The sequence below is a fragment of the Streptomyces sp. 11-1-2 genome (genome assembly GCF_003595545.1).
GTDB classification, from domain to species: Bacteria; Actinomycetota; Actinomycetes; order Streptomycetales; family Streptomycetaceae; genus Streptomyces; species Streptomyces hygroscopicus_B.
On record NZ_CP022545.1, the window covers coordinates 2,754,799 to 2,775,963 of the forward strand.

At 67.9% G+C, this 21,165-nt stretch carries 17 protein-coding genes and 7 pseudogenes; 9 read left to right on the forward strand and 15 right to left on the reverse strand.

Annotated features, from left to right (window positions below; translation table 11 throughout):
* Positions 1–87: 87 nt before the first annotated feature.
* From CGL27_RS11470 to CGL27_RS11490, 5 genes are read right to left on the reverse strand one after another with little or no spacing between them, the layout of a single operon-like run.
* Positions 88–1,125 carry an oligopeptide/dipeptide ABC transporter ATP-binding protein gene (locus CGL27_RS11470; protein ID WP_119986379.1) on the reverse strand — a complete coding sequence of 346 codons (1,038 nt, stop codon included), beginning with the start codon at positions 1,123–1,125 and terminating at the stop codon, positions 88–90.
* Positions 1,122–2,171, reverse strand: a complete 1,050-nt coding sequence (locus CGL27_RS11475) for an ABC transporter ATP-binding protein (protein WP_119986381.1) — start codon at positions 2,169–2,171, stop codon at positions 1,122–1,124. The genes CGL27_RS11470 and CGL27_RS11475 overlap by 4 nt, the downstream gene beginning before the upstream one ends.
* Positions 2,168–3,076, reverse strand: a complete 909-nt coding sequence (locus CGL27_RS11480; RefSeq protein WP_119986383.1) for an ABC transporter permease — start codon at positions 3,074–3,076, stop codon at positions 2,168–2,170. Before CGL27_RS11480 ends, CGL27_RS11475 begins: the two co-directional genes overlap by 4 nt.
* Positions 3,073–4,152 (reverse strand): ABC transporter permease, encoded by a 1,080-nt coding sequence (locus tag CGL27_RS11485; protein WP_240450470.1) that lies wholly within the window; start codon positions 4,150–4,152, stop codon positions 3,073–3,075. The genes CGL27_RS11480 and CGL27_RS11485 overlap by 4 nt, the downstream gene beginning before the upstream one ends.
* Positions 4,134–5,843, reverse strand: a complete 1,710-nt coding sequence (locus CGL27_RS11490; protein WP_119994354.1) for a peptide ABC transporter substrate-binding protein — start codon at positions 5,841–5,843, stop codon at positions 4,134–4,136. The genes CGL27_RS11485 and CGL27_RS11490 overlap by 19 nt, the downstream gene beginning before the upstream one ends.
* Before the next feature lie 190 nt (positions 5,844–6,033).
* On the opposite strand from CGL27_RS11490, the gene CGL27_RS11495 reads away from it, so the two are divergent.
* Positions 6,034–6,759: a TetR/AcrR family transcriptional regulator gene (locus tag CGL27_RS11495; protein ID WP_119986385.1), complete on the forward strand. Its 726-nt coding sequence runs from the start codon at positions 6,034–6,036 to the stop codon at positions 6,757–6,759.
* Positions 6,760–6,853: 94 nt separating this feature from the next.
* Here the strand turns inward: CGL27_RS11495 and CGL27_RS11500 are convergent, their stop codons facing one another.
* Complete coding sequence (locus CGL27_RS11500; protein ID WP_119986386.1) at positions 6,854–7,969, reverse strand: M20/M25/M40 family metallo-hydrolase; 1,116 nt, start codon at positions 7,967–7,969, stop codon at positions 6,854–6,856.
* 172 nt (positions 7,970–8,141) lie between these two features.
* Positions 8,142–8,330, reverse strand: a pseudogene (locus tag CGL27_RS11505) (isocitrate/isopropylmalate family dehydrogenase); the annotation flags it as partial.
* 123 nt (positions 8,331–8,453) lie between these two features.
* Between CGL27_RS11505 and CGL27_RS53465 the strand changes: the two are divergent.
* The 3 genes and pseudogenes from CGL27_RS53465 to CGL27_RS11520 form a co-directional block, all read left to right on the forward strand.
* Positions 8,454–8,585 (forward strand): annotated as a pseudogene (locus CGL27_RS53465) (integrase); the annotation flags it as partial.
* Between the two features lie 4 nt (positions 8,586–8,589).
* Positions 8,590–8,757, forward strand: coding sequence for a hypothetical protein (locus tag CGL27_RS50920; protein WP_205587675.1), 168 nt, complete (start codon positions 8,590–8,592; stop codon positions 8,755–8,757).
* A gap of 256 nt (positions 8,758–9,013) precedes the next feature.
* Positions 9,014–10,095, forward strand: a pseudogene (locus CGL27_RS11520) (integrase core domain-containing protein).
* A gap of 548 nt (positions 10,096–10,643) precedes the next feature.
* Here the strand turns inward: CGL27_RS11520 and CGL27_RS11530 are convergent.
* A complete protein-coding gene (locus CGL27_RS11530) occupies positions 10,644–10,991 on the reverse strand; it encodes a MerR family transcriptional regulator (protein ID WP_119986391.1) in 348 nt (115 codons plus the stop codon).
* A gap of 1,195 nt (positions 10,992–12,186) precedes the next feature.
* On the opposite strand from CGL27_RS11530, the gene CGL27_RS11535 reads away from it, so the two are divergent.
* From CGL27_RS11535 to CGL27_RS11550, 4 genes and pseudogenes are all read left to right on the forward strand, one after another.
* Positions 12,187–12,783, forward strand: coding sequence for a dihydrofolate reductase family protein (locus CGL27_RS11535; RefSeq protein WP_119986393.1), 597 nt, complete (start codon positions 12,187–12,189; stop codon positions 12,781–12,783).
* 119 nt (positions 12,784–12,902) lie between these two features.
* Complete coding sequence (locus CGL27_RS11540; protein WP_240450471.1) at positions 12,903–13,160, forward strand: hypothetical protein; 258 nt, start codon at positions 12,903–12,905, stop codon at positions 13,158–13,160.
* Positions 13,161–13,268: 108 nt separating this feature from the next.
* A pseudogene (locus CGL27_RS11545) lies at positions 13,269–14,349 on the forward strand (integrase core domain-containing protein).
* Between the two features lie 30 nt (positions 14,350–14,379).
* Positions 14,380–14,637, forward strand: a pseudogene (locus CGL27_RS11550) (IS701 family transposase); the annotation flags it as partial.
* Positions 14,638–14,810: 173 nt separating this feature from the next.
* Here CGL27_RS11550 and CGL27_RS11555 read toward each other — a convergent pair.
* The 4 genes and pseudogenes from CGL27_RS11555 to CGL27_RS11565 form a co-directional block, all read right to left on the reverse strand.
* Positions 14,811–15,627, reverse strand: a pseudogene (locus CGL27_RS11555) (IS5 family transposase).
* 77 nt (positions 15,628–15,704) lie between these two features.
* On the reverse strand, positions 15,705–16,535 hold the full coding sequence (locus tag CGL27_RS11560) for an IS630 family transposase (protein WP_346345786.1): 831 nt from the start codon (positions 16,533–16,535) through the stop codon (positions 15,705–15,707).
* Entirely contained in the window at positions 16,442–16,867 is a 426-nt protein-coding gene (locus tag CGL27_RS51900; RefSeq protein ID WP_240450472.1) for a helix-turn-helix domain-containing protein, read from the reverse strand. Before CGL27_RS51900 ends, CGL27_RS11560 begins: the two co-directional genes overlap by 94 nt.
* Positions 16,868–17,028: 161 nt before the next feature.
* A complete protein-coding gene (locus CGL27_RS11565) occupies positions 17,029–17,742 on the reverse strand; it encodes an SDR family oxidoreductase (RefSeq protein ID WP_119986395.1) in 714 nt (237 codons plus the stop codon).
* Between the two features lie 160 nt (positions 17,743–17,902).
* Here CGL27_RS11565 and CGL27_RS11570 point away from each other — a divergent pair, with 160 nt between their 5' ends.
* Positions 17,903–18,511, forward strand: a complete 609-nt coding sequence (locus tag CGL27_RS11570; protein WP_119986396.1) for a TetR/AcrR family transcriptional regulator — start codon at positions 17,903–17,905, stop codon at positions 18,509–18,511.
* Between the two features lie 21 nt (positions 18,512–18,532).
* On the opposite strand, the pseudogene CGL27_RS11575 reads toward CGL27_RS11570, so the two are convergent.
* The 3 genes and pseudogenes from CGL27_RS11575 to CGL27_RS11585 all read right to left on the reverse strand — a co-directional run.
* A pseudogene (locus CGL27_RS11575) lies at positions 18,533–19,459 on the reverse strand (IS481 family transposase); the annotation flags it as partial.
* 363 nt (positions 19,460–19,822) lie between these two features.
* Positions 19,823–20,524 (reverse strand): alpha/beta hydrolase, encoded by a 702-nt coding sequence (locus tag CGL27_RS11580; RefSeq protein ID WP_119986398.1) that lies wholly within the window; start codon positions 20,522–20,524, stop codon positions 19,823–19,825.
* Complete coding sequence (locus CGL27_RS11585) at positions 20,521–21,063, reverse strand: RNA polymerase sigma factor (RefSeq protein WP_119986400.1); 543 nt, start codon at positions 21,061–21,063, stop codon at positions 20,521–20,523. The genes CGL27_RS11580 and CGL27_RS11585 overlap by 4 nt, the downstream gene beginning before the upstream one ends.
* Positions 21,064–21,165 lie beyond the last annotated feature (102 nt).

Below are 21,165 nucleotides of genomic sequence, written 5' to 3' on the forward strand. Positions count from 1 at the left end.
TGGATATCGCCGTACGCCGGAGGTCGTACGGGTAGGGGCGTATAAGTCGGGGATCGTGCCGTCAGAAGATCGAGCGGTTCGCCGGTGTCACGTTTCAGTGGGCGGGCGGCCGACGGAAACCACAGGCGTCGCGGGCTCGGGGAAGTGGCAGGCGACCCGGTGGCCCGTGGCAGTGTGCCGGAGGACGGGCGTCTGCTGACCGCAGATCTCCTGTGCCTTCCAGCAGCGGGTGCGGAACCGGCAGCCGGACGGCGGGCTCTGCGGGCTGGGGGCGTCACCCTGGAGCACGATGCGGCGGCGGGCCCGCTCGGCGCGTGGGTCCGGGATCGGGACCGCCGACAGCAGCGCCTGGGTGTAGGGGTGGTGCGGGGTGCCGTACAGTGCGTCGGCGGGACCGCTCTCGGCGATCCGGCCGAGGTACATGACGGCGACCTCGTCGCTGATCTGACGCACCACCGACAGGTCGTGGGCGATGAAGAGGTAGGTGAGTGCCAGCTCCCGTTGGAGGTCCTGAAGCAGGTTGATGACGCTCGCCTGCACGCTGACGTCCAGAGCGCTGACCGGTTCGTCGAGGACGAGGACGTCCGGTTCGACGGCGAGGGCGCGGGCGATTCCGATGCGCTGGCGTTGTCCGCCGGAGAACTGGCTGGGGTAGCGCCGGGCGTGGTCGGGATCAAGGCCGACCTGTTCGAGGAGTTCGCGGACCCGCTCGGCCCGGCGGGTGCGGTGCAGGCGGTGGATGCGCAGGGGTTCGACGAGGATCTGCTCGACGGTCATCCGGGGGTCGAGCGAGGAGTACGGATCCTGGAAGACGAGCTGGATCTGCTTGCGCAGCCGGGTGATTTCGTCGCCTCGGGCCCGGGCGATGTCGAGGCCGTTGATCAGGGCCTGGCCGCCGACCGGCTGGACGAGGCGGACCAGGCAGCGGCCGAGGGTGCTCTTGCCGCAGCCGGTTTCTCCCACCAGGCCGAGGGTGCGGCCACGGCCGATGGCGAGGTCGACGCCGGACACGGCCTGGACCGTGCCGGCGCGGCGGCCGGTGCGGTACTCGGCGACTAGGGCCTGGACGTGCACGGCGGGCGCGTCCGTCTTCGGTACCGCGACCGTCGACGTCTTCGTCTTCATCGCGGGTCCCCTTCCCTGTCGGTGGCGAGTGCGATCTCGTGCGTCCGGACGCACGCGGTGGTATGCAGGTCGGAAACCCGGACTGCGGCCCCAATCTCGGTGCCGCAGACTTCGGGCAGGGCGTGGGAGCAGCGGGGCTGGAACGGGCAGCCGCGCGGGCGGCGTCCGGGCGGGTCAGGCTGGCCCGGGATCTGAGTGAGCCGGGGGACGCGCCGGTCGATTCGCGGGAGCGCGTCCAGCAGGGCCTTCGTGTACGGGTGCGCGGGCCGGTAGAAGACCGACTCGGCGTCGCCGCACTCCAGGTTGCGACCGCCGTACATGACCATGACGCGGTCGGCGACGCCCGCGACGACGCCGAGGTCGTGGGTGATCAGCAGCACCGAGGTGCCGGTGCGTTCCTGCACGTGGCGCAGGACGTCGAGGATCTGAGCCTGTACGGTCACGTCGAGGGCAGTGGTCGGTTCGTCTGCGATGAGCAGGTCGGGTTCGTTGGCCATGCCGATGGCGATCATGACGCGTTGGCGCATGCCGCCGGAGAACTCGTGTGGGTAGGCGTGCAGCCGGGATCGGGGTGCGGGGATGCCGACGAGTCCGAGGAGGTCGATGGCACGCTCGGTGAGGGCATCGCGGCCGAGGCCGGGGTCGTGGACGGCGACGGCCTCGGTGATCTGGTCGCCGACTGTCATCATGGGGTTCAGCGCGGCCAGTGCGTCCTGAAAGATGATGCCAATCTGCCGACCCCGCACCGCGCGCAGTTCCCGCTCGGGCAGTCCGAGGAGTTCCCGCCCCCGGAAGCGGAGCGAGCCGCTGACCCGCGCGGACGGCGGGAGCAGGCCCATCAGGGCCATGGCCGCCGCGCTCTTACCGGAGCCCGACTCCCCGACGAGGGCGAGTGTCTCGCGTTCGTGCACGTCGAAGGACAGGCGTTCCACGGCGGCGGCGTGCCCCGTGTCGGTTCGGTACTCGACCGTCAGGTCACGGACGGAGAGCAGGTCGGTGGCGGTGTCCGGCCGGTCGTTGCCGGTGTCGGAAGTGAGAGAGGTCATGACTGCCTGCTCTGCTGGTCGAAGGCGTCTCGCAGTCCGTCGCCCAGGAAGTTGACTGCGAGGACGGTGAGGAGGATGGCTACGCCGGGCGCGTACAGGAGGTAGTCCTTGGGCGTGCCGACGAGCCCGGCGGCCTGGTTGAGGAGGTTGCCCCAACTGGACTGGGGCGGCTGGATGCCGAAGCCGAGGAAGCTGAGTGTGGATTCCAGGATGATCGCGGCGGCCACCGCGATGGAGGCGTTGACGATGATCACACCGGTCAGGTTGGGCAGCAGGTGCCGCAGGACAATCTGGGTTCGCGAGGAGCCGAGCACCTGCGCGGCTTGCACGAACTCCTTCTCCCGGAGGCTGATGACCTGGGAACGGACGACGCGTGCGATCACGGTCCAGCCGAGTCCGGCGAGGACGAGCACGATGGTCACGGGTGAGGGGCTGAGCGTCTGCATGGCGAGCGCGAGGAGTGCGATGGCCGGGATGATGAGGAAGAGGTCGGTGATCCGCATGATCACCTCGTCGATCCAGCCGCCGAGGAGACCGGAGACCGCTCCGACGAGGGTGCCGACGGCGGTCGACAGGAAGGCGACACCGAGGCCGACGGTCAAGGAGACCTGTCCTGCGTAGAGGAGTTCGGTGAGATAGTCGCGGCCGAGGTCGTCGGTGCCGAGCCAGTGCTCCGAGGAGGGGGGCAGGGCTCCGGTGAGGATGTCCTGGGCGTTGCGTGGATGGGGCGCCACCCACGCCGCTCCGTAGCAACAGATCATGAGCGCCAGCAGGATCAGCAGGCCGACCACGGCCAGGCGGTGGCGCAGGAACCGTTCGACGAGGATCCGCCGCCGGCTCTTGTCTGCGGGCCGCGGCGTCGGCGGGAGCGCCCGCTCCGCGGGGTGGTGACTGGGTACGGTCATCGCAAGGTCACTCTCGGGTCGAGCAGCGCGTATCCGAGGTCGGCCGCCAGGTTGAACAGAACCATCGCCAGCGCCACGATCAGCATCCAAGGAAGGAGTACGTACACGTCGCCGGCCAGCAGGGAGTCGAGGAACAGCCGGCCCATGCCGGAGATGGCGAAGATCTGCTCGGTGACGACGAGGCCACCGATGAGCAGAGCTGTGTCGGCAGCGACGACGGTGACGAAGGGCGCCAGTGAGTTGCGCAGCGCGTGCCGGAGGAAGATCCGGCGTGGGGGCACACCCTTGGCACGAGCGGTCTTGACGTAGTCGCTCTTCAGAGCTTCAAGCATGGACGCCCGGCTGAAGCGGGACCAACTGGCGATCAGCCCGACGGTGAGGGTCATGACCGGCAGGACCAGGTGCCGGAAGTAGTCGGCGTTGACACCGCTCATGCCCGGCGAGTGCAGGCCCACGAAGTACAGTGGGGGTTGTTCGAGCCCGAATTGTTCGCGCGGCCAGATGGCGAACACCTGGATGAGCAGGAGGCCGAGCCAGAAGGCAGGCATGGCCACGCCCAGGTAGGACAACCCGGTGAGCAGGTGGTCGCCCGCTGAGTACTGGCGGGCTGCCGAGTAGGTGCCGATCGCGAGGGCGACGATCACGGCGAACAGCACGGCCCAGCCGACTAGTTGGAGGGTGGTGCCGAGGGCGGAGCCGATCATGGCCTGGGCGCGGTCGCCGGTGCGGGTGCTCACGCCCCAGTCGCCGGTGACGAAGGCCTTCATCCACAGTCCGTACTGTTCGAGGACCGGCCGGTCGAGGCCGAGGCGGGCGGATTCGCGGGCGAGGACGCCGGGGTCGCGGGCCTGGCGCAGCTTGGTGAGCGGGTCGAAGGTGGAGCGGACGGCCCAGAAGAAGACGAACGAGGCGACCAGGACGACGGGAACCGAGTACGCCAACCGGCGGACCGCGTAGCGGAGCATCTGCCGGGACCGGCCCACGCGGCCACGGCCCTGCGCGCCGCGGCCTTCGGAGTGCCGGCCCTCGGGAGCGGGGGCGGCCCGCAGAGCCTCCGTCACTTTGCCAATCCCCATTCGGCGAGGTTCCACCAAGGGCCTTCGCTTGGGTTGTTGCTGAGCGGGCCGCCGACGCGGTCGTTCCATAGGAGGATGTTCGGGACGGTGCTGATCGGGATCGCGGGCACCTGGTCGGCGATGATCTTGTCCGCCTGGCGGGAGGCCTCGACGCGTTTCCTCGGGTCGGTCTCGCGGTCGACGGTGGCGAGCAGCGGGTCGAGGCCGTCGATCCGGGCGCGGACGAAGTTGAGGCCGGAGCGGCCGTTGGCCTCAGTGGGGATGGAGGTGCTGCTGAAACTGTTGCTCTGCGTGGGGTCGGGGAAGGTGTCGATGAGCGTCCACAGCCCCATTTGGAAGGTGCCGGCTGGTGCCTGCTTGCCGAACAGGTTGGCCGGAGTGGTGTTCTTGATGGTCATCCGGAAGCCGGCCTGCTTTAGCTGGGTCTGGAGGATCTGCTCGGTGAGTTCGCGCCGCTTGTTGCCGGCGAGGGAGACGATGGTGAACTCTGCCCGGCGTCCGTCCTTGGCCCAGATGCCGTCACTGCCCTTGGCCCAGCCGTCCCCCTGCATTGCCTTGTCAACGGCCTTGAGGTCTTGGGTGTAGTGGGAGAAGTCGGTGCCGGCGTAGGAGGAAAGGATCGGGGTGAGGAAGCTCTGGGCGGGCTTGTCCACGCCGAGGGAGCCGTAGAGCTTCTTGACGATGGCGGTGCGGTCGATGGCGTAGGCGACGGCGCGGCGCACGTCGACGGAGTCGAAAGGGAACTTCTCGTTGTTCATCCAGATCGCCTCCAGGTTGCCCGTCTCGGCGTCGATCTGCCGTCGGGTGCCCCCGGCTGTCTGGTTGAGCTGTTCGACGACATCGAGCTGCGGCGTCGGGAAGAGGGCGTCGAGCTGGCCGCTCTTGAAAGCCTGGAAGGCCGCGGCGGTGTCGGTGGTGAACTGGAAGGTGACCTTGTCGAGCTTGGGCTTGGGGCCCCAGTAGCGGTCGTTGGGGATGAGAGTGACTGAGGTGCCCTTCTTCCAGGACTGGATCTTCCACGGGCCGCCGCTGAAGGAGTAGCCGTCCTTCATGATCGCGTTGCGGTTCTTGCCCTTGAGCAGATGCTCGGGCAGGACGCCGTAGATCGAGCTGAACAAGGTGCGCCAGCCGCCGTAGGTCTCACGGAGGGTGACCACGGCGGTCTTGGCGTCCGGCGTCTCGATCTTGCTGATCTTGTCGTAGCCGGTCTTGTCCAGGACGTCCTTGCCGTCGCGGATCTGCAGGGCGGTGTATTTCAGGTCGGCCGAGGTGATCGGCTCGCCGTCGGACCAGACCGCGTCGGGCGAGATCCGGTACGTGATCCTCTGCGGGCCGCTGGTGGTCGTGGTCGGTTCGTCGGCCATCAGCGGGGAGGCGACCGGTACCCAGGCGTCACCCGAGCGCCGGGTGTCGAATACCTTCGGGATCGTGGTCGTCCGCATCAGGTAGTCACCCCAGATGGAGCCACTGCAGACAGATATCCAGTCGGCGCAGTCCGGTTCCTGCTCTGCGCCGATGACCAGGCTCCCGCCCTCCTTGACCGGCACCACAGGGTTCTGCGTGGTCCCGGCCTGCCCGCCGCCCGAGGACGTGCATCCCGCGAGCACGGCGCTCAGCGACAGGGCGGCTGCGGCGGTAGCCCTCCGGGTTCCCACGAGGGTCCGCGTGCGGCCGTTCTCGTGTTGGCCCATCGCCATCACCTTCCCTCCATACGGCCCTGGCGGGCGCTATGCGGCCTCATCGTAGGGAGCGGATCCAGCCACAGCAAGAGGTGTCGACAACCCTATAGTCAATGACGATGACTTGCTTCGTGAGTCAGGCTTCGGGCAGAGTCGTCCCTAATGGGGTTTCATCGCCCCGTCGGACGGAGGGAAGGCCCTGATGAGCACGAGCCAGGACGGGAAGCGCTCGACAGCGAAGAAGCCGAGGCCCGGGCGGCGGGCCCGTCACAGCCTGAGCCGTGAAATGATCCTGGAGGCTGCGGAGACCATCGCCGTGCGGGACGGTCTCGATGGGCTGACCTTCCAGGCCCTGGGTAAGGAACTCGAAGCCCATCCGACCTCGATCTACCGGCACTTCCGCGACAAGGACGAGCTGGTTCTCGAACTGATCGACAGCCTGCGTGCGGGCTCCTACGGCGGGCAGCTCGAGGCCACCGACTCCTGGCGCGACGACCTGCGCGTCATGGCCCGGCACATCCACGACCACTACCTGCGCTACCCCCAGTTCGCTCTCCAAATGGCCGCGCGCACCACGCGCCGGCCCGCCGAGTTCAAGAACGTGGAGTTCGCGCTGGACGCGCTGGTGCGGGCGGGCTTGCCGCCGGAGGAAGCCACGTCGACGATGCGAGTCTTCGGCAACGTCATCCGCGCGCTGTCCAGCATGGAGTCGGGGCTGCACGCTCTCGACGACAACACCCGGCGCGGTGACGCGCTGGCCTGGGAGGTCGAGTACCGCAGCCTCTCCCCGGAGGCCTATCCGCGCATCGCCTCGATGTCCGACCACCTGACCTCCATCGGCGACCCGCATGTTTTCGACCAGGCGGTGGAAATGCTTCTCGACGCCGTCGAAACACGGGTGGCCGTCCTGTCCGCGTCGGCGTCCTGACGTACCGAACGCGCCGTTGGGTTCGCTCCCGTACGCCGTCCGAGGGTCCGTCGGCCGTCGCTCCCGCTCCGGCCGACGGACTTTCTCCCGCCCCCTACCTCGGGCAGGCGTGGGCACAGATCAGGGCGGCGACCAGGGCAGCCCGCTCCCGCACGGAGTCGGCGTCCACCCATTCGTCGCGCCCGTGCGCCCCGCCGCCGCCCGGCCCCAGTCCGTCGAGAGTGGGGATGCCGAGCGCCGCGGTGAAGTTCCCGTCGGACGCGCCGCCGACCTTGACTTCGGTCACAGGTGACAGCCCCTCCGCCCGTGCGAGTGCCCGCGCCAGTTCCAGCAGGTCGGCGGACATGCTGTGTTCCAGGGGGAAGCGATTGATGCCGCCCGCGAGTTCGAGCCGCGAACCGGGGGTCCGGGACCGCAGGGTCCGCAGATCCTTCTCCACCCGTACGAGCTCCTCGCGATGCCATGCCCGTACGTCGATCTCGACCGTCGCGCTCTCCGGGATCGTATTCCTGGTGCTACCGGACCTGCTGACGGTCGGCGTAACGGTCGTCCCTTGAGCGGGGTCGCCCAGGGCATCGATCGCAAGCACCTGGTGGGACAGCTCGACCAAGGCGTTCACCCCGCGCTCCGGCTCCAGGCCGGCGTGGGCCGCCCGCCCCTTCACTGTGACCTCGAACATGGCGCCGCCCTTGCGTGCGGTTTTGAGCGCCCCGTCCAAGCTAGGTTCCAGGACAAGCACGGCGGAACAGTCCCGCGCCACGTCCTCGATCAGGTCGCGCGAGGTGAGGGAGCCGCGCTCCTCATCGCCCGTCACCAGCAGCCGGACGTGGTCGGTGTCGCCTGCGAGCTCCAGCGCCTCGAGAGCGAGCACCAGCCCGGACTTCATGTCGAACGCCCCAGGTCCGGTGACCCGCGCGCCGTCGACGTGGAACGGCCAGTCGGCGAGAGTACCGAGCGGCCACACGGTGTCGGCGTGCCCGAGGAGAAGGACCGGTGGGGCCCCGGAGCGGTCCTTCTCCTCCCGGTACAAGTGGGGTACGCCCTCGCGGACCTCGCGGTGGAGCGTTCCGAGTAGACCGTCGGACCACTCCGTCAGCAGCTCATAGGTCGCGTCCAGTCCCGGTGAGTGGCCTGTCGGGGTCTCGATGTCGACCAGTTGATGTAGCCGGGTGAGGAACAGCTCGGGTTTGTGTCCTGTGGCTGGTTTCACAGCAGATCCTTCGCGCGGGGGCCTGGGGACGAGGTGGGGTCCTGCGGGAGGGGCGTGCCGAGGCTGCCGGCCCTCCCGCAGAGCCCACCCCCAAAGCTCACCTCACGAAGTTAGCCTATGGCATTGACTACGGTCATTGCCATGCACTCGCTCCGATGCCCGCGCTCGCCGTTCACAGGAAGGCAATCAGGGCCTCGGCGAACTCGTCGGTGGTGGCGGTGCCGCCGAGATCCGGGGTGCGCACGCGCGTCTGCGAGAGGACGGCCGCGATCGCCGCGGTGATCCGCCTGGCCGCCTCGTCGTGCCCGAGGTGCTCCAGCATCATGGCGGCGGACCAGATGGCACCCAGCGGGTTGGCGATACTGCAGGTGCCAGTAAATCATCCACGCAGGTGAGAGCTTGTTCAGACATCTTCGACTTTGGCCGACGCTCACCCCGGCGTCTTCACCTGCACAAGGCCCCGACGGCATCATGATCTGTCGCGCTGCTGCGCCTGGCCTACCTCGCCGCGACCAACACCCTGGCGTTCCTACGTCTCCTGCCGATGAGCGACAGAGACAAGGACATCGAGATTCTCGTGCTTCGGCACCAACTACTGGTCCTGCAGCGACCGCTGGCGGATGCTGGTCGGCGCCGCCCTCGCCGACGGCCGCCCCGCGGTCCTCCTCTACGACGCGCCCGGCCTGGAAGACTGGACCTACCGGCGCCCCTTCTTCACCGGTGCGTCGGACCAGCCCGGGGGCGACACCGGACTGCTCACGGCCGAGGGCTGGGAGTGCCCCCAGTAACTGCCGGCGGCCGACGCCTCCGGGCGCGGCGCCCTGATCATCAGCGCCTGGAACGATCACGACGGCGCACGTCACGTCCTGACCCTGACCGGCGAAGACCACGGCGACTCCTTCGAGGCCACCGGCCCGCCCCGACTCCTCGACCACGGGCCCGACTTCTACGCCCCCTGTCCCGCTCGAAAATACGAATCTGTCTCTGGCCTGCCGCTTCTCCGCGCAGGGTGGCGGCCTGCACGGCGCCTGGGATGATCTCCCGATGCCACTGCAGATCGTCACCGCGCTGGTCCGGAACCTGATCAAGGTGCCCGCTGCCGTGCTGCGCAGCCGCGTGGCCAAGGATGCGGAGGTCTTGGCGTTGCGGCACGAGAACGCGGTGTTGCGCCGCCAGATCGCCCGAGTCCGCTACCCGCTGACCGAATCTGGCTGACCGTTCTTTCCCGACTGGTCCCGCGGCAACGCTGGCGCCGCGTATTCGCAGTCACCCCCACCACACTGCTGGCCTGGCACCGGCAACTCATTGCGCGGAAGTGGACGTTCTCCGAGCGCCACCGCCCCGGCAGGCCGTCAACCGTGCCCACAGTCAAACAGCTCATCCTGCGTCTGGCCAAGGAGAACAGCACATGGGGCCACCGCCGCATACAGGGCGAACTTGCACGCCTCGGCTGCCCAATCGCCTCGTCCACAGTCTGGGAGATCCTGCATGCGGCAGGCATCGACCCCGCTCCGCAGCGTTCCGGTCCGCCCTGGCGTGAATTCCTCACCGCCCAGGCGCACAACATCCTCTCCGCTGGCTTCCTCCACATCGATACCATCGCGCTCAAGCGCCTGTACGCCCTGGTCTTCATCGAACACGACACCCGGCGCGTTCACCTCGCTGGCGTCACCGCGCGCCCCACCGCCCGGTGGACCGTCCGACAGGCCAGAAATCTCACCATGACGCTGGGGGGCCGGATGGACTCCCCGCGCTTCCTCCTCCGCGACCGGGACAGCAAGTACACCAGCGCCTTCGACGCCGTCTTCCAGGCCGACGACATGAGGATCCTGCTCAGCCCGCCCCGGGCACCAAAAGCGAACGCAATCTGCGAGCGAGCCGTGGGCACCCTACGCCGCGAAGTCCTCGACCGAACTCTGATCTACAACGAAGCCCACGCCCGAGCAGTCCTGACCGAGTACATCCGGCACTACAACCGGCACCGCCCGCAGCAATCCCGGCACCAGCTATCCCCGGACAGTACCGAGCCGCCCGCACCAGCCAACGTCACTGACATCCAAGCCCACCGAATCCAACGACGGCCCGTACTCGGTGGCCTGATCAACGAGTACCACCAGGCTGCCTGAGTGAAGGCATCGCCGCAGCTCACAGTACCGAATCGTATTTTCGAGCGGCACAGGCCTCGTTGGGCCGTTCGGATGAAGCCCAGGGCAGGCGAGGGAAGGGACGGGTGTGCGGCAAGAGTGGTCGCCGGAAGAGCTGTTGGCGAGCTGGACGCTGGTGGACGGCGACTGGGACCTGGTGGCGAACAAGACCGGGGCGACGCGGCTCGGCTTCAGTCTGCTGCTGAAGTTCTTCGAGCTGGAGGGCCCCGAGCTCTTCGCACAACTCAGCGGGTCGCCACTCATCCGCATCATAGCGGGACTGGGCCGGGCCCGCGGGGGCAGGGGGCCTGGCGAGGTCGCCCGACAGCGTGAAATTGCCTCCCCACGGCGCCGCCGGGCAACCCTCGCACCTCCGATATCCGCCGCGGTATCTGCCCGAGAAGTGACTCCCCGTGCGTAAGTCGCTCTCGGCCGCAGCGTCGTAGAAGACGAAGTTGCCCGGAACGCTTCAGCGTTCCGGGCAGCATGCGCGGGCGGCAGCCGCGAAGCCCCTGGGGGTTGCGGGTGTCTCAGCCGTCTCGGGCCACGGTCGTCGGGTTCGCTGATTCGGCGGCGCGGCGGTATTCGGCATTGATGCGCTGGGCTTCTTCGAGCTGGTCTTCGAGGATGACGATGCGGCAGGCGGCCTCGATCGGGGTGCCCTGGTCGACGAGTTCCCGGGCGCGGGCCGCGATGCGCAGCTGGTAACGGGAGTAGCGGCGATGGCCGCCCTCGGAGCGGAGCGGGGTGATCAGGCGGGCTTCGCCGATGGCGCGGAGGAAGCCCTGGCTGGTGCCGAGCATCTCGGCGGCCCGGCCCATGGTGTAGGCGGGGTAGTCGTCGTCATCGAGACGGTCGAACGATTCGTCTGCTGTCATTGCACCTCTCTGTGGAACGCATGGAGGGGCTCTGGTGCCATCTGGCACCAGAGCCCCGAAGGAACTGCTACACCATCTGCCGACCCTGGTACTGCGCCGGCCTTCTGTTTCCGCAGACCCGACCGAGATGCTGTCGGGGGTGCGGGGATCGCGGTTGCTTGACCGGAGACCACCTCACTATCGATGTCCTGCGGTACCCGGGCTCAGCGATTCCGCCCGGGCGATCCTGATGGCGCGGGGCTCCTCCGTTCTTCCCTCTTGATCAACACTTGCCAACGGGTACTGCGTACTGCTCAGTGGCCTGCGACAGCGCCACTCTTCGGCAGCCAGCCCCGTCGCCTGTCCTGCGTCTGCTCTGGCTTAGAACCCCACTGCCGAACTTCCCGGTGCGCGCGTCCGCAGCCGACGCCTTCACCGAGGTGCTGCTCACTGACTTCACTGCTGGGTACTGCGAAATGCACTTACGGGTACTGCCACTGCGTTTACTGCGGTCCTGCTCACGGCGGCCCCTGATCACTGCGGGCCACCCGGTCCGGCCGTCAGTCCCGTCGCCGTCCTGCAGCAACCCTGGCTTCGGAACTCCACCACCGCACCGTCCTGCGCACTGCAACTGCGTGTACTGCTGCCGGCAGTTCGTCTCTGCCAGGCCCTGCTGATCTCGGCTACAAGAGAAACCATAACCACGCCATCACCCAATGTCTACTCCGGTCAACATAGATTTTCGCGTGTTCGACGGCGGTGAGGTAATCGACCTCCGCGCCCCTGACCATGGCGACGACATCGCCCGTATCCGCCGCCCCTCAGCGGACCTCGAACGCTGGACCGGATGAGGGCTCGCCCTCCCGGCTCAGGCCACGGGCATCGGTGTGCTCAGGCCGGGCGTCTGCCACCAGCGGCCGCCGCGTCGCCTCCGGCCCCGGCTGAAAGTCATCGCGGCGCCGCTCGTGACCTGTCGATCTTGCGTGACCTGGGCGTTCTTGGCTGTCTCACGGCCTTGTCACCCATGATCAGTCTCAAATCCGTGGCATTTCCTCGCGAGGGCGAGGTCGAGATCAGGCGGCTTGCCCGAGTCGGCCGAGTACACCACGCTGAGCCCCGAGCACGAGGACTACCGGCGAGCCCAGATCGCGCACCGATGAGTTTCCCGCGCCGCGCTGGTCTATACGCCGGACACCCACGGACGGAAGGCAGCGCCATGCGGAAACTGATCTACGGCATGAACCTGACCCTGGACGGCTACATCGCCGCGGCCGGCGACGACATCGGCTGGAGCGGACCGCCGAGCGACGAGCTGTTCCAGTGGTGGCTCGACCACGAGCAGGCGAGTGGCCTGTCGCTGTATGGGCGCAAGCTGTGGGAGACGATGAGCTCCTACTGGCCAACCGGCGACCAGCAGCCCAACGCCACCCCGGCGGAGATCGAGTTCGCGCGGAACTGGCGGGACACGCCGAAGGTGGTGTTCTCCTCGACGATCGACAAGGTCGACTGGAACACCCGCCTGGTCACCGGCGACGCGATCGCCGAGATCACCCGACTCAAGGCCGAGGACGGCGGCCCAATGAACATCGGCGGCGCAACGCTCGCCGGGGCGGCCATGCGCGCCGGGCTGATCGACGAGTACGCGATCGCCGCCTATCCGGTCCTGGTGGGCAGCGGCACGCCGTTCTTCACCGCGCTGGACAGCTCGGTGAACCTGAACCTGGTGGAGACGCGGACGTTTCCCGGCGGCGTGGTCCTGACCAGGTACGAGACGAGGCGCGCACCTGCCACCCCTGCGGGTGAACTGGACTGATCGGTTCTGGCCACGCACCCACACCAATCGCGGAATGCGCGGCCCCTCAGAGCATCAAGGAGATACGCCCTAGGCGCGCCTGCACCTTCACTTCTTCGAGGTGGCGCAACATCAGGCCGATGGATCCGGACAACCTCGTACGGCATGTCTGGATCGCGGGCCGCGCGGTCCTGTCGTACACAAGACGCATGAGCGATGAAAACGGCACCGTCCATCACCCGGGAGAGATCGTGCCGGAGTCCGGGATCTATGAGTGCAACTGCGGCGATTCGCACGAATACAGCACGGACGTCAAGGGCCACCGATTCCCACCTCTGCCGGATCGCTGCACCGGCAACGGATGGAAACTGAAGACCGCCGCTCACCCCGGCAGCTGACAGCCAGGCCCGCGACAGGACGTGGCCCGTACGGGAACCCTGTGCCGCTCGAAAAGTCATCGCCGCAGGTGAGCTGGATGCGGTCAGCCCGCTGGGATCATGTCCTCCGTGATCGTGTCCTTGCTGTACAAGGTGACCCGGAAGCTGCTGACTGTTCCATCGGTGCTCCTCCGTCGCGGGACGGCGAAGGACGCGGAACTTCTGGTGCTGCGGCACGAGAACGCGGTCCTGCGCCGCCAGTTGGCCGGACCGGTCCGCTATGAGCCCACCGACCGGTTCTGGTTCGCCGCGCTGTCCGGGCTGATACCCCGGCGCCACTGGCGCGAGATCTTCCCTGTCACCCGGGCACCTTGCTTGCCTGGCACCGCAGGTTCGTCGCCGCGAAGTGGGACTACACCGCGCGCCGACGCGCGGGACGACCACCCACCCCGGTAGCGATCAGGACGCTCGTTATGCGGCTGGCCCGGGAGAATCCGCGGTGGGGACACCGACGGATCCAAGGGGAGTTGACCCGACTCGGACACCAAATCGCCGCCTCGACGGTGTGGGAGATCCTCAACGCGGCCGGCATCGACCCCGCGCCACGTCGCTCAGGCCCCACCTGGCGCGAGTTCCTGACCGCGCAAGCCGAGGGCATCACGCGGCAGACTTCTTTCACATCGACACCGCCCTCGGCAGGCGGTTGTACGCGCTGGTGTTCCTCGAGCACGGCACCCGGCGGCTGCACATCACCGGGGTCACCACCCGCCCGACACGGGACTGGGCGATGCAGCAGGCGCGGAATCTCACCGCCGACCTGGGCATACGCATCGAGTCCCTGCACTTCTTGTTACGCGACCGCGATGGCAAGTACGGCGAAGCGTTCGACGCCGTCTTTGCAGCCGAGGAGATGGACATCCTCACAAGTGCGCCGCAGGCTCCCCGCATGAACGCACACTGCGAACGCGTCATCGGCAGCATCCGACGCGAAGCCCTCGACCACGTCCTCATCATGAACGAGGCCCACGCCCGCCATGTCCTCGCGGTCTACGAACAGCACTACAACGAACACCGACCCCACCAGGCCCGCAACCAGCTACCACCCGACGCCCACGAACAACCCGCCGCGGCGCATGGCCTCAGCACCGGCGTAGTCCTACGCACCCGGATCCTCGGCGGCCTCATCAACGAGTACAGATACGCGGCATGACATGCAGCGATGACTTTTCGAGCGGCACACGGTACCACTCTGAACGAGCTCATCCGCATCGCGGGCAGCCGATGGGCCGTTGAGGAATGCTTCCAGACCGCGAAGCAGGAATGCGGACTGGACGACTACCAAGTCCGCCGCTACCCCGGCTGGCACCGCCACATGACCCTGGCCATGGCCGCCCACGCCTGCCTCACCATCCTGCGCGCCCGCGAACTCGACGACGACAAAGCAGAAACGGATCCTCCCAGCTCATCCACCTCAGCCTCGCCGAGATCCGACGCCTGATCACCCGACTCACAAACCGCCACCCCACCCCGGTCGACCACATCCTGCACTGGTCGACATGGCGCCGCCGACGCCAGCACCAGGCCCGAATCAGTCACCACAAACGACGCGGACACAGCCCCTGAAACTGGCCAGCAATCACAGCAAGCACCGTTGCAGTATTAGACCGTGTCCTATGTGGTGAGGCGGACGAGTCGCTTGTAGCAGCAGATGGCTGCGGCGAGACCGAGGAAGGCCAGGTAGTTGCGGGGATTGCGCTCATAGCGGGGGCTGAGCCTGCGGTAGCCGGACAGCCATGACATCGTCCGCTCGATCACCCATCTGCGACGGCCCAGCCGTTCGCTGGACTCGATACCTTTGCGGGCGATCCGGACTCCGATGCGCTTGCCGCGTAACCATTTCCGCAGGTCGGACCGGTCATAGGCTTTGTCCGCATGCAGGCGCTGGGGCTTGAAGTAGCGGCCGCGGTCGGGGTCGTGTCTCGTTTGGTGACCCACCACCATGGGCTTCAGTCCTTCGCTGTCGTGGGTGTTGCCGGCCGAGACGCCGACGAGGAGGGGCAGTCCGTTCGCATCCGACAGGACGTGCATCTTGGAACCCGGCTTGCCTCGGTCCACGGGGCTCGGACCTGTGTGTTCGCCCCTTTTTTTCGCCCTGAGTGAGCGGTGTCGAGGACGACGCGGGTGACGTCGATGAGGCCGGCGTCATCCAGCCGGTGCAGGACCGCTTCGTGCAGGCGCCCCGCACACCGGCTCTGGACCAGATCAGAGAGCGCCGGTGCGCGGTCGACTTCGACACGCCGAAGCACGGCGGCAACGCTCGCCAGGCACAGCCGCTGACCAGTACGTAGATGATGGCCGCGAACAGCGTCTCATCAGGTGTGTTGGCTGTTCCGCCGCCCTGCTGCCGTGTTCGTTGCTCCGGGATCAGCGGCCTGGCAATCTCCCACAAGCCGTCCGGCACGATCCAACTCCACGTTCCCTGCCCCATACCGAGTCAACGTCCGCCTCACCACATAGGACACGGTCTTAGTGGTCTGCGTCGTAAATCCTTCGGGAGGTTGAGCATCAGGCTGGGGTGGCAGAGGATTCTTCTGGGTGATCGGCGGTGTGCCGGTCGAGCCTGGCCAGCAGATCGTCCAGGTCGGAGGTGGTGAACTTCCACTGGAACGGCTGTGCCGTGGCGTTGTGGCGGTCTTCGAAGGCTCTGAGCCGGTCCCCGACCTGTTGGAGGTCGGTGAAGTCGTTGGGTGTGACGACCTTGCGTTGCACGACGGAGAAGAAGATCTCCACCTGGTTTAGCCAGAAGGCGTGCACCGGGGTGTGGACCAGCACCGCATTGGGGTGGGCCGCGGTCAGCCGGTCGGTGGCTTTCTTGCCGCGGTGGGAGGAGCCGTTGTCCACGACCCAGAACACGCGTCTCGCGCTGGTGTAGGGCTCCTGACTCATGACTTGGGCGACCAGTTTCATGAACGGGTCGATACCGGTGGTGGGCTCGCAGCGGCCGAAGACCTTCGCGCGGTGGACGTCATAGGCGGCCAGGTAGGCCAGGGCTCCGCCGCGCCCGTAGGTGTGGTTGACCCGCATCGCGCGGGCTTGTCCGGGGGCCAGGGTGGGATGGCAGCGGCAGCGGGCCTGGACCGAGGTCTTCTCATCCGCGCTGATGACGTACTCGTCCACGCCGAGCGGCAGGCCGCCCCAGGTGCGGGCGTACAGATCCAGCACGCGTTCGGCCTTGGGTCGGAAGGCGGGGTCGGTGATGAAGATCCAGGACTGCTGCTGCCAGGGCTTGACCGCGTCCTGCTTCAGCCAGCGGCGCACGGTGGAGGCGGAGATCGTGGGGGCGATGTGGCGGGCGACGACTTCGCGGGCCAGTTCCGGGGCCGACCAGCGTGCCAGCGGTGTGCCGCTCTCGGGGGCAGTTGGCAGGCCAGGGCCTTGACCTGGGCGGTCTGCAGTGGCGTGAAGCGGGGCGGGCGCCCGGAGCGCTTGCGGTCGGACAGGGCGGGCAGCCGGTGTGCGGCGAAGCGGCCGCGCCAGGTGCGCACGGTGTCCCGGTGCAGCTCCATCTCGCGGGCGATACGGGCGTTGGAACGGCCCCGGGCGGCGAGCAGGACGACCTGGGCGCGCTGGCGGATCCGGTGCTCGGTCTTGTGGCCGTAGGCCATCTTCTTCAGCCGCTCGCGCTCGTAGGCGGTCAGGGCTATCGGGCAGGCAGGGGCAACGGGCAAGGCGGCGGGCCGATCACGAGAAGTGGATCACGGCAGGCCGCATCCTGTCGCGGTCCGGTGCCCGGCGGCCGGCCGGCTTGCCGCACGGCCCGTCGGCTCGCCAGGGCCGCAGCCTGAGCATCGGACCCGGTGGACTTTCCAGGACAGGGCCAGCTCACTCGTCAGGCGCGGGCGTGAACACCGATGCCCCCGGAGACGACGAGGTTGTCACCGGTGATGTAGCCAGCTGCGTCCGAGGCGAGGAAGGCCACGGCTTCGGCGATGTCTGCGGGAGCACCGGCGCGGCCGAGCGGGGTGTCCCGAGCCCAGGTGTCGATCATTTCCTGGGAGACGCCCATCTTGCTGTAGGCAGGGGTGTTGATCAGCCCTGGGCTGACGGCGTTGACGCGGATGCGGCGGGGGGCGAGTTCGAGCGCGAGGGACCGCATGAGGGGCAGCAGAGCACCCTTGGCGGCTGTCATGGCGGGTCCGATCCCTTCGCCGGCGCCCACGGTGAACACGACCGAGGCGCCCTCATTGAGGAGCGGGAGCGCCTTTTGCAGGGTGAAGAAGTTGCCTTTGACGGTGACGTCGAACAGGGCGTCGAAGTCGGCTTCGTCGGTTGACTCGATCGGGCCGGGCCGGAAGATGCCCGCGTTGAGGAAGAGCAGGTCGAGGGAGCCGAATTGCCGGCGCGCCTGCTCCATGGCGTGGTCGATGTCCGGCAGGGAGCGTGCGTCGGCCCGGACGACCGTGACGTCTTCGGGAAGTCCGGCGTCAGCGACACTGCCGAGGCCGGTGACCATGACGCGATAGCCGCGGGAGTGCAGTAGTTCGGCGGTGGCCTTGCCGATGCCGCTGGTTCCGCCGGTGATCAAAGCTGTGTGTGCAGGCATGATGCGCTCCTTCGCGTGCTTCTGAGCGGGGGCTGAGTAGCGCCGCCCGTGACTAGCGGGTGGCACCGCGTCCCTACTTCTGGCAGCGTACGGCAATTTGGCAGTGACTGCCAAGCTTCATGTGACTGTCGTCCTGACAGCACTGCGCTAGGCTGGCGGCATGAAGCAGCAAGCCGACTCAGCGACGGGCGCACCAACCACGCTGTGGGACCGGACGCGGCAGCTGGCTTCCCAGGAGATCCTCGCGACGGCGCTGCGCCTGTTCACCGAGCAGGGCTACGACGAGACGACCATCGCCCAGGTCGCCCGGGAGGCTGGCGTCTCCCAGCGCACCCTCTTCCGCTACTTCGGCACCAAGGAGGACCTGCTTGGCGGCAGTCGGGACCGGTTCGGGCAGATCCTGGCGGACACGATCAGCGAACAGCCCGCCAATGCCGGTGCCTGGGAGGCCCTGCGCGCAGGACTTGCTGCCGTACTGGCCCTGCACGACAGCCGAGAACAGGCCCTGGAGCGGTTCCGCCTCCTGCACAACACCGCCTCGCTGCGCGCCGGTTGGCTCGAAAAGCAACTGCGGTTCCAGGAGAACCTGCTGCCGCTCATCGAGCCCCGAATGGACGCAGCCACCGGCAACGAGGGCGCGAAGGCCCGCGCGGTGATCGCGACGGCGCTCGCGTGCCTGGACGCGGCATTGACGACGTGGGTCGCCAACGACGGCAAGGGCGAAATCATGGACCTGTACGACGAGTGCCTGGCTGCGGTGCGCGGCTGACCCGCAGCGGCCAACCAGCCTGTATTGCCCTGTGAGGTTGGGGACGCGGCTGGCGGGTGGTTGGCCTTTGAGGGCGGTGTGTCCGCGGTGGTGATTGTAGGTGTGGAGCCAGGCGGGGTAGGCGTCGCGTCGTTCCTGTTCTGAGTGGTAGGGCTTTGCGTAGGCCCATTCGTCGAGCAGGGTGCGGTTGAGGCGTTCGACTTTGCCGTTGGTCTGGGGCCGGTAGGGCCGGGTTCGCTTGTGGGTGATCCCGGCCGCTGTCAGGGCATCGCGCCAGAGGTAGGACTTGCAGCAGGCGCCGTTGGCGGTCAGGACGCGTTCCACGGTGATCCCGCAGGAGAGGAAGAATTCCTGGGCCCGGGTCCAGAACCCGGTGGCGGTCTCCTTCTTCTCGTTGGTGAGGATCTCGCTGTAGGCCAGGCGGGAGTGGTCGTCGACGGCGGTGTGGATGTAGCTGTAGCCGACACCTGAGCGGGTCTTGCGGCCCGTTGGGCGGCCGAGTGTCTTGTGGCCGCCGCCGTCGGGGATGTTGCCGAGCTTCTTGATGTCGACGTGCACCAGTTCGCCCGGGCGGTCACGTTCGTAGCGGCGGATGTTCCGGCCGGTGGCGCGGTCCAGGTGGGTCAGGCGGGCCAGACCGTAGCGGGTGAGTACGCGGTGGACGGTCGAGGGCACCAGCCCGAGCAGGTAGGCGATACGGGCCGGTCCCCACCGGCGAAGGACGCGGACCTTGATGATCCGGCGTTCGGTGCGGGTCGGTGTCCGCCCAGGACTGAGGTGGGGGCGGCTGGAGCGGTCGCTCATGCCGGCCTCGCCCAGGGCCCGGTATCGGCCTGCCCACCGCTGGGCCGTCGTCGGGGAGACCTGGAAACGCTCCGCGGCCCGGCGCAGGGGCCAGCCGTCCTCAACAACGCAACGGGCAACTCGCAGGCGGCCGGTCTGGGTCAGGGGTGCATTACGGTGACCACGAGGGCCTTTCTGGTCGGTGTAGACGTCGCAATCCACACCGAACCCGGAAGGCCCTCACCCGTTCAAGATCCCTCAGCCGAGATCTCGCTCACCCGTCCACAACCTCCCAGGACAGAACAGCTAGGGCGCGTATCGAGTTGTGATCAATAGGCGGCCGGGGCGAGGTCTTTGATCTATGGCATCGAGCCGAGCCGGTGGCGGCCGCCGAGGAGCGGCACGTCGCCCATTCCGTCCGTGGTTCTTCGCTCCCCTCCATGGGGGAGCGCTGAGCCGGGGCCGAAGGTTCCCTCTTGTCGTGTGTGCGGTGCCCGTAGCGAGCGGTGTGGTGGTGAGCGCTGTGGTTCAGAGCCGGGCGAGCAGGGACAGCAGGGCGACGGTGTCCGACTCGTGGGAAGCGAAGGCGCCGTGGTCGCTGTGCCAGGTGACCGTGTGGGTGGCGCGCTGCGTGAAGCGGCGTTGCAGTTCCGGGTGGATGACCCGGTCGTCGGTGCAGCGGACGTAGGTGCTGGGCCGTGAGCGCCAGACCGCGGTCACGGCCGCCTGGTGGCCGGCCGCCATGACCTGTGGGACCAACTCGGTGACGTGACGCAATTGCCGGTCCGTATCGAGCCGGCCGTGGAACAGCTCACCGGCCCGGGTCGGGTCGATCGTGGTGGTGCCGGCGATGTCACCGATCATGCATGCGCCCAAGTCGCTCGGCGGTGCCTGGGCGAGCAGCCCGAAGCTGGTCTCGCCGACGTCGGGCATCATCGCGGCCAGGTACACGAGATGCGCCACCTTCCGCGGGGGCAGCCCGCTGATGACGGCGCCGCCGTAGGAGTGGCCGCAGGCGACGACGGGACCGGACTCGGCGATGTCGTCCAGTGCGGCTTCGGCGGCGGCAACGTCCCCCGCCAGTGAGCCTCGGTGCAACTCGGCGACGGCCACGGGAACGCCCTGTGTACGCAGCCCGGCGGCGACGCCGTGCCACGCTCTGCCGCTGTGCCAGGCGCCGTGTACGAGGAGCACTCCTCGGGGCCCGGCCGGGGAGGTGTTCGCGCTCACTCCGGCTCACCCAGCCCCTCACGCACGGCGCGGCGGGCGCGGTGCAGCCGGGACTTCATCGCCGGTGTACTCAGCCTGAGCGCCGAGGCGACGGTCTTCCCCGGCAGTCCCTGGATGTCCCGCATGATCAGGACGCGGCGCTGATCGTCCGGCAGGGATGCAATCACGGCGACCAGCCGCTCGATCTGTAGCCGGCCCAGCACGTCGTCCTCGGCCGAGGACACGGTCGGGTCGACGGCCGTTTCCGGGCGATGCGCGAGGCTCCGCGTGCGCCGCAAGCACTCGTTGCGCACGATCCGGAACATCCATGAGGCGAGCGCGGCGGTGGCCCTCAGGGTCCCGATCCTGCGGAACAGGACGATCATCGCCTCCTGCGCCGCGTCTTCGGCGTCCTGACTGCTGGCACACAACGAGAACGCAAACCGCCGGACATGCGGGTACACGCCGGAGATCAGCACTCCGATCGACGACTCGTCGCCGCGCTGTGCGGCGCTGACGAGTTGGTCACCCGGCCATGAGCTCCTGGTGAACTGGGCCACGGTCCTCCCACCTTCCTCGACTCTTCGGCCGTATGGCCGCTCAACCCCTTACGTTCATAAGAGCCGGTGGCCGGGGCAAAGGATTCAGACGAGTTGGATCGC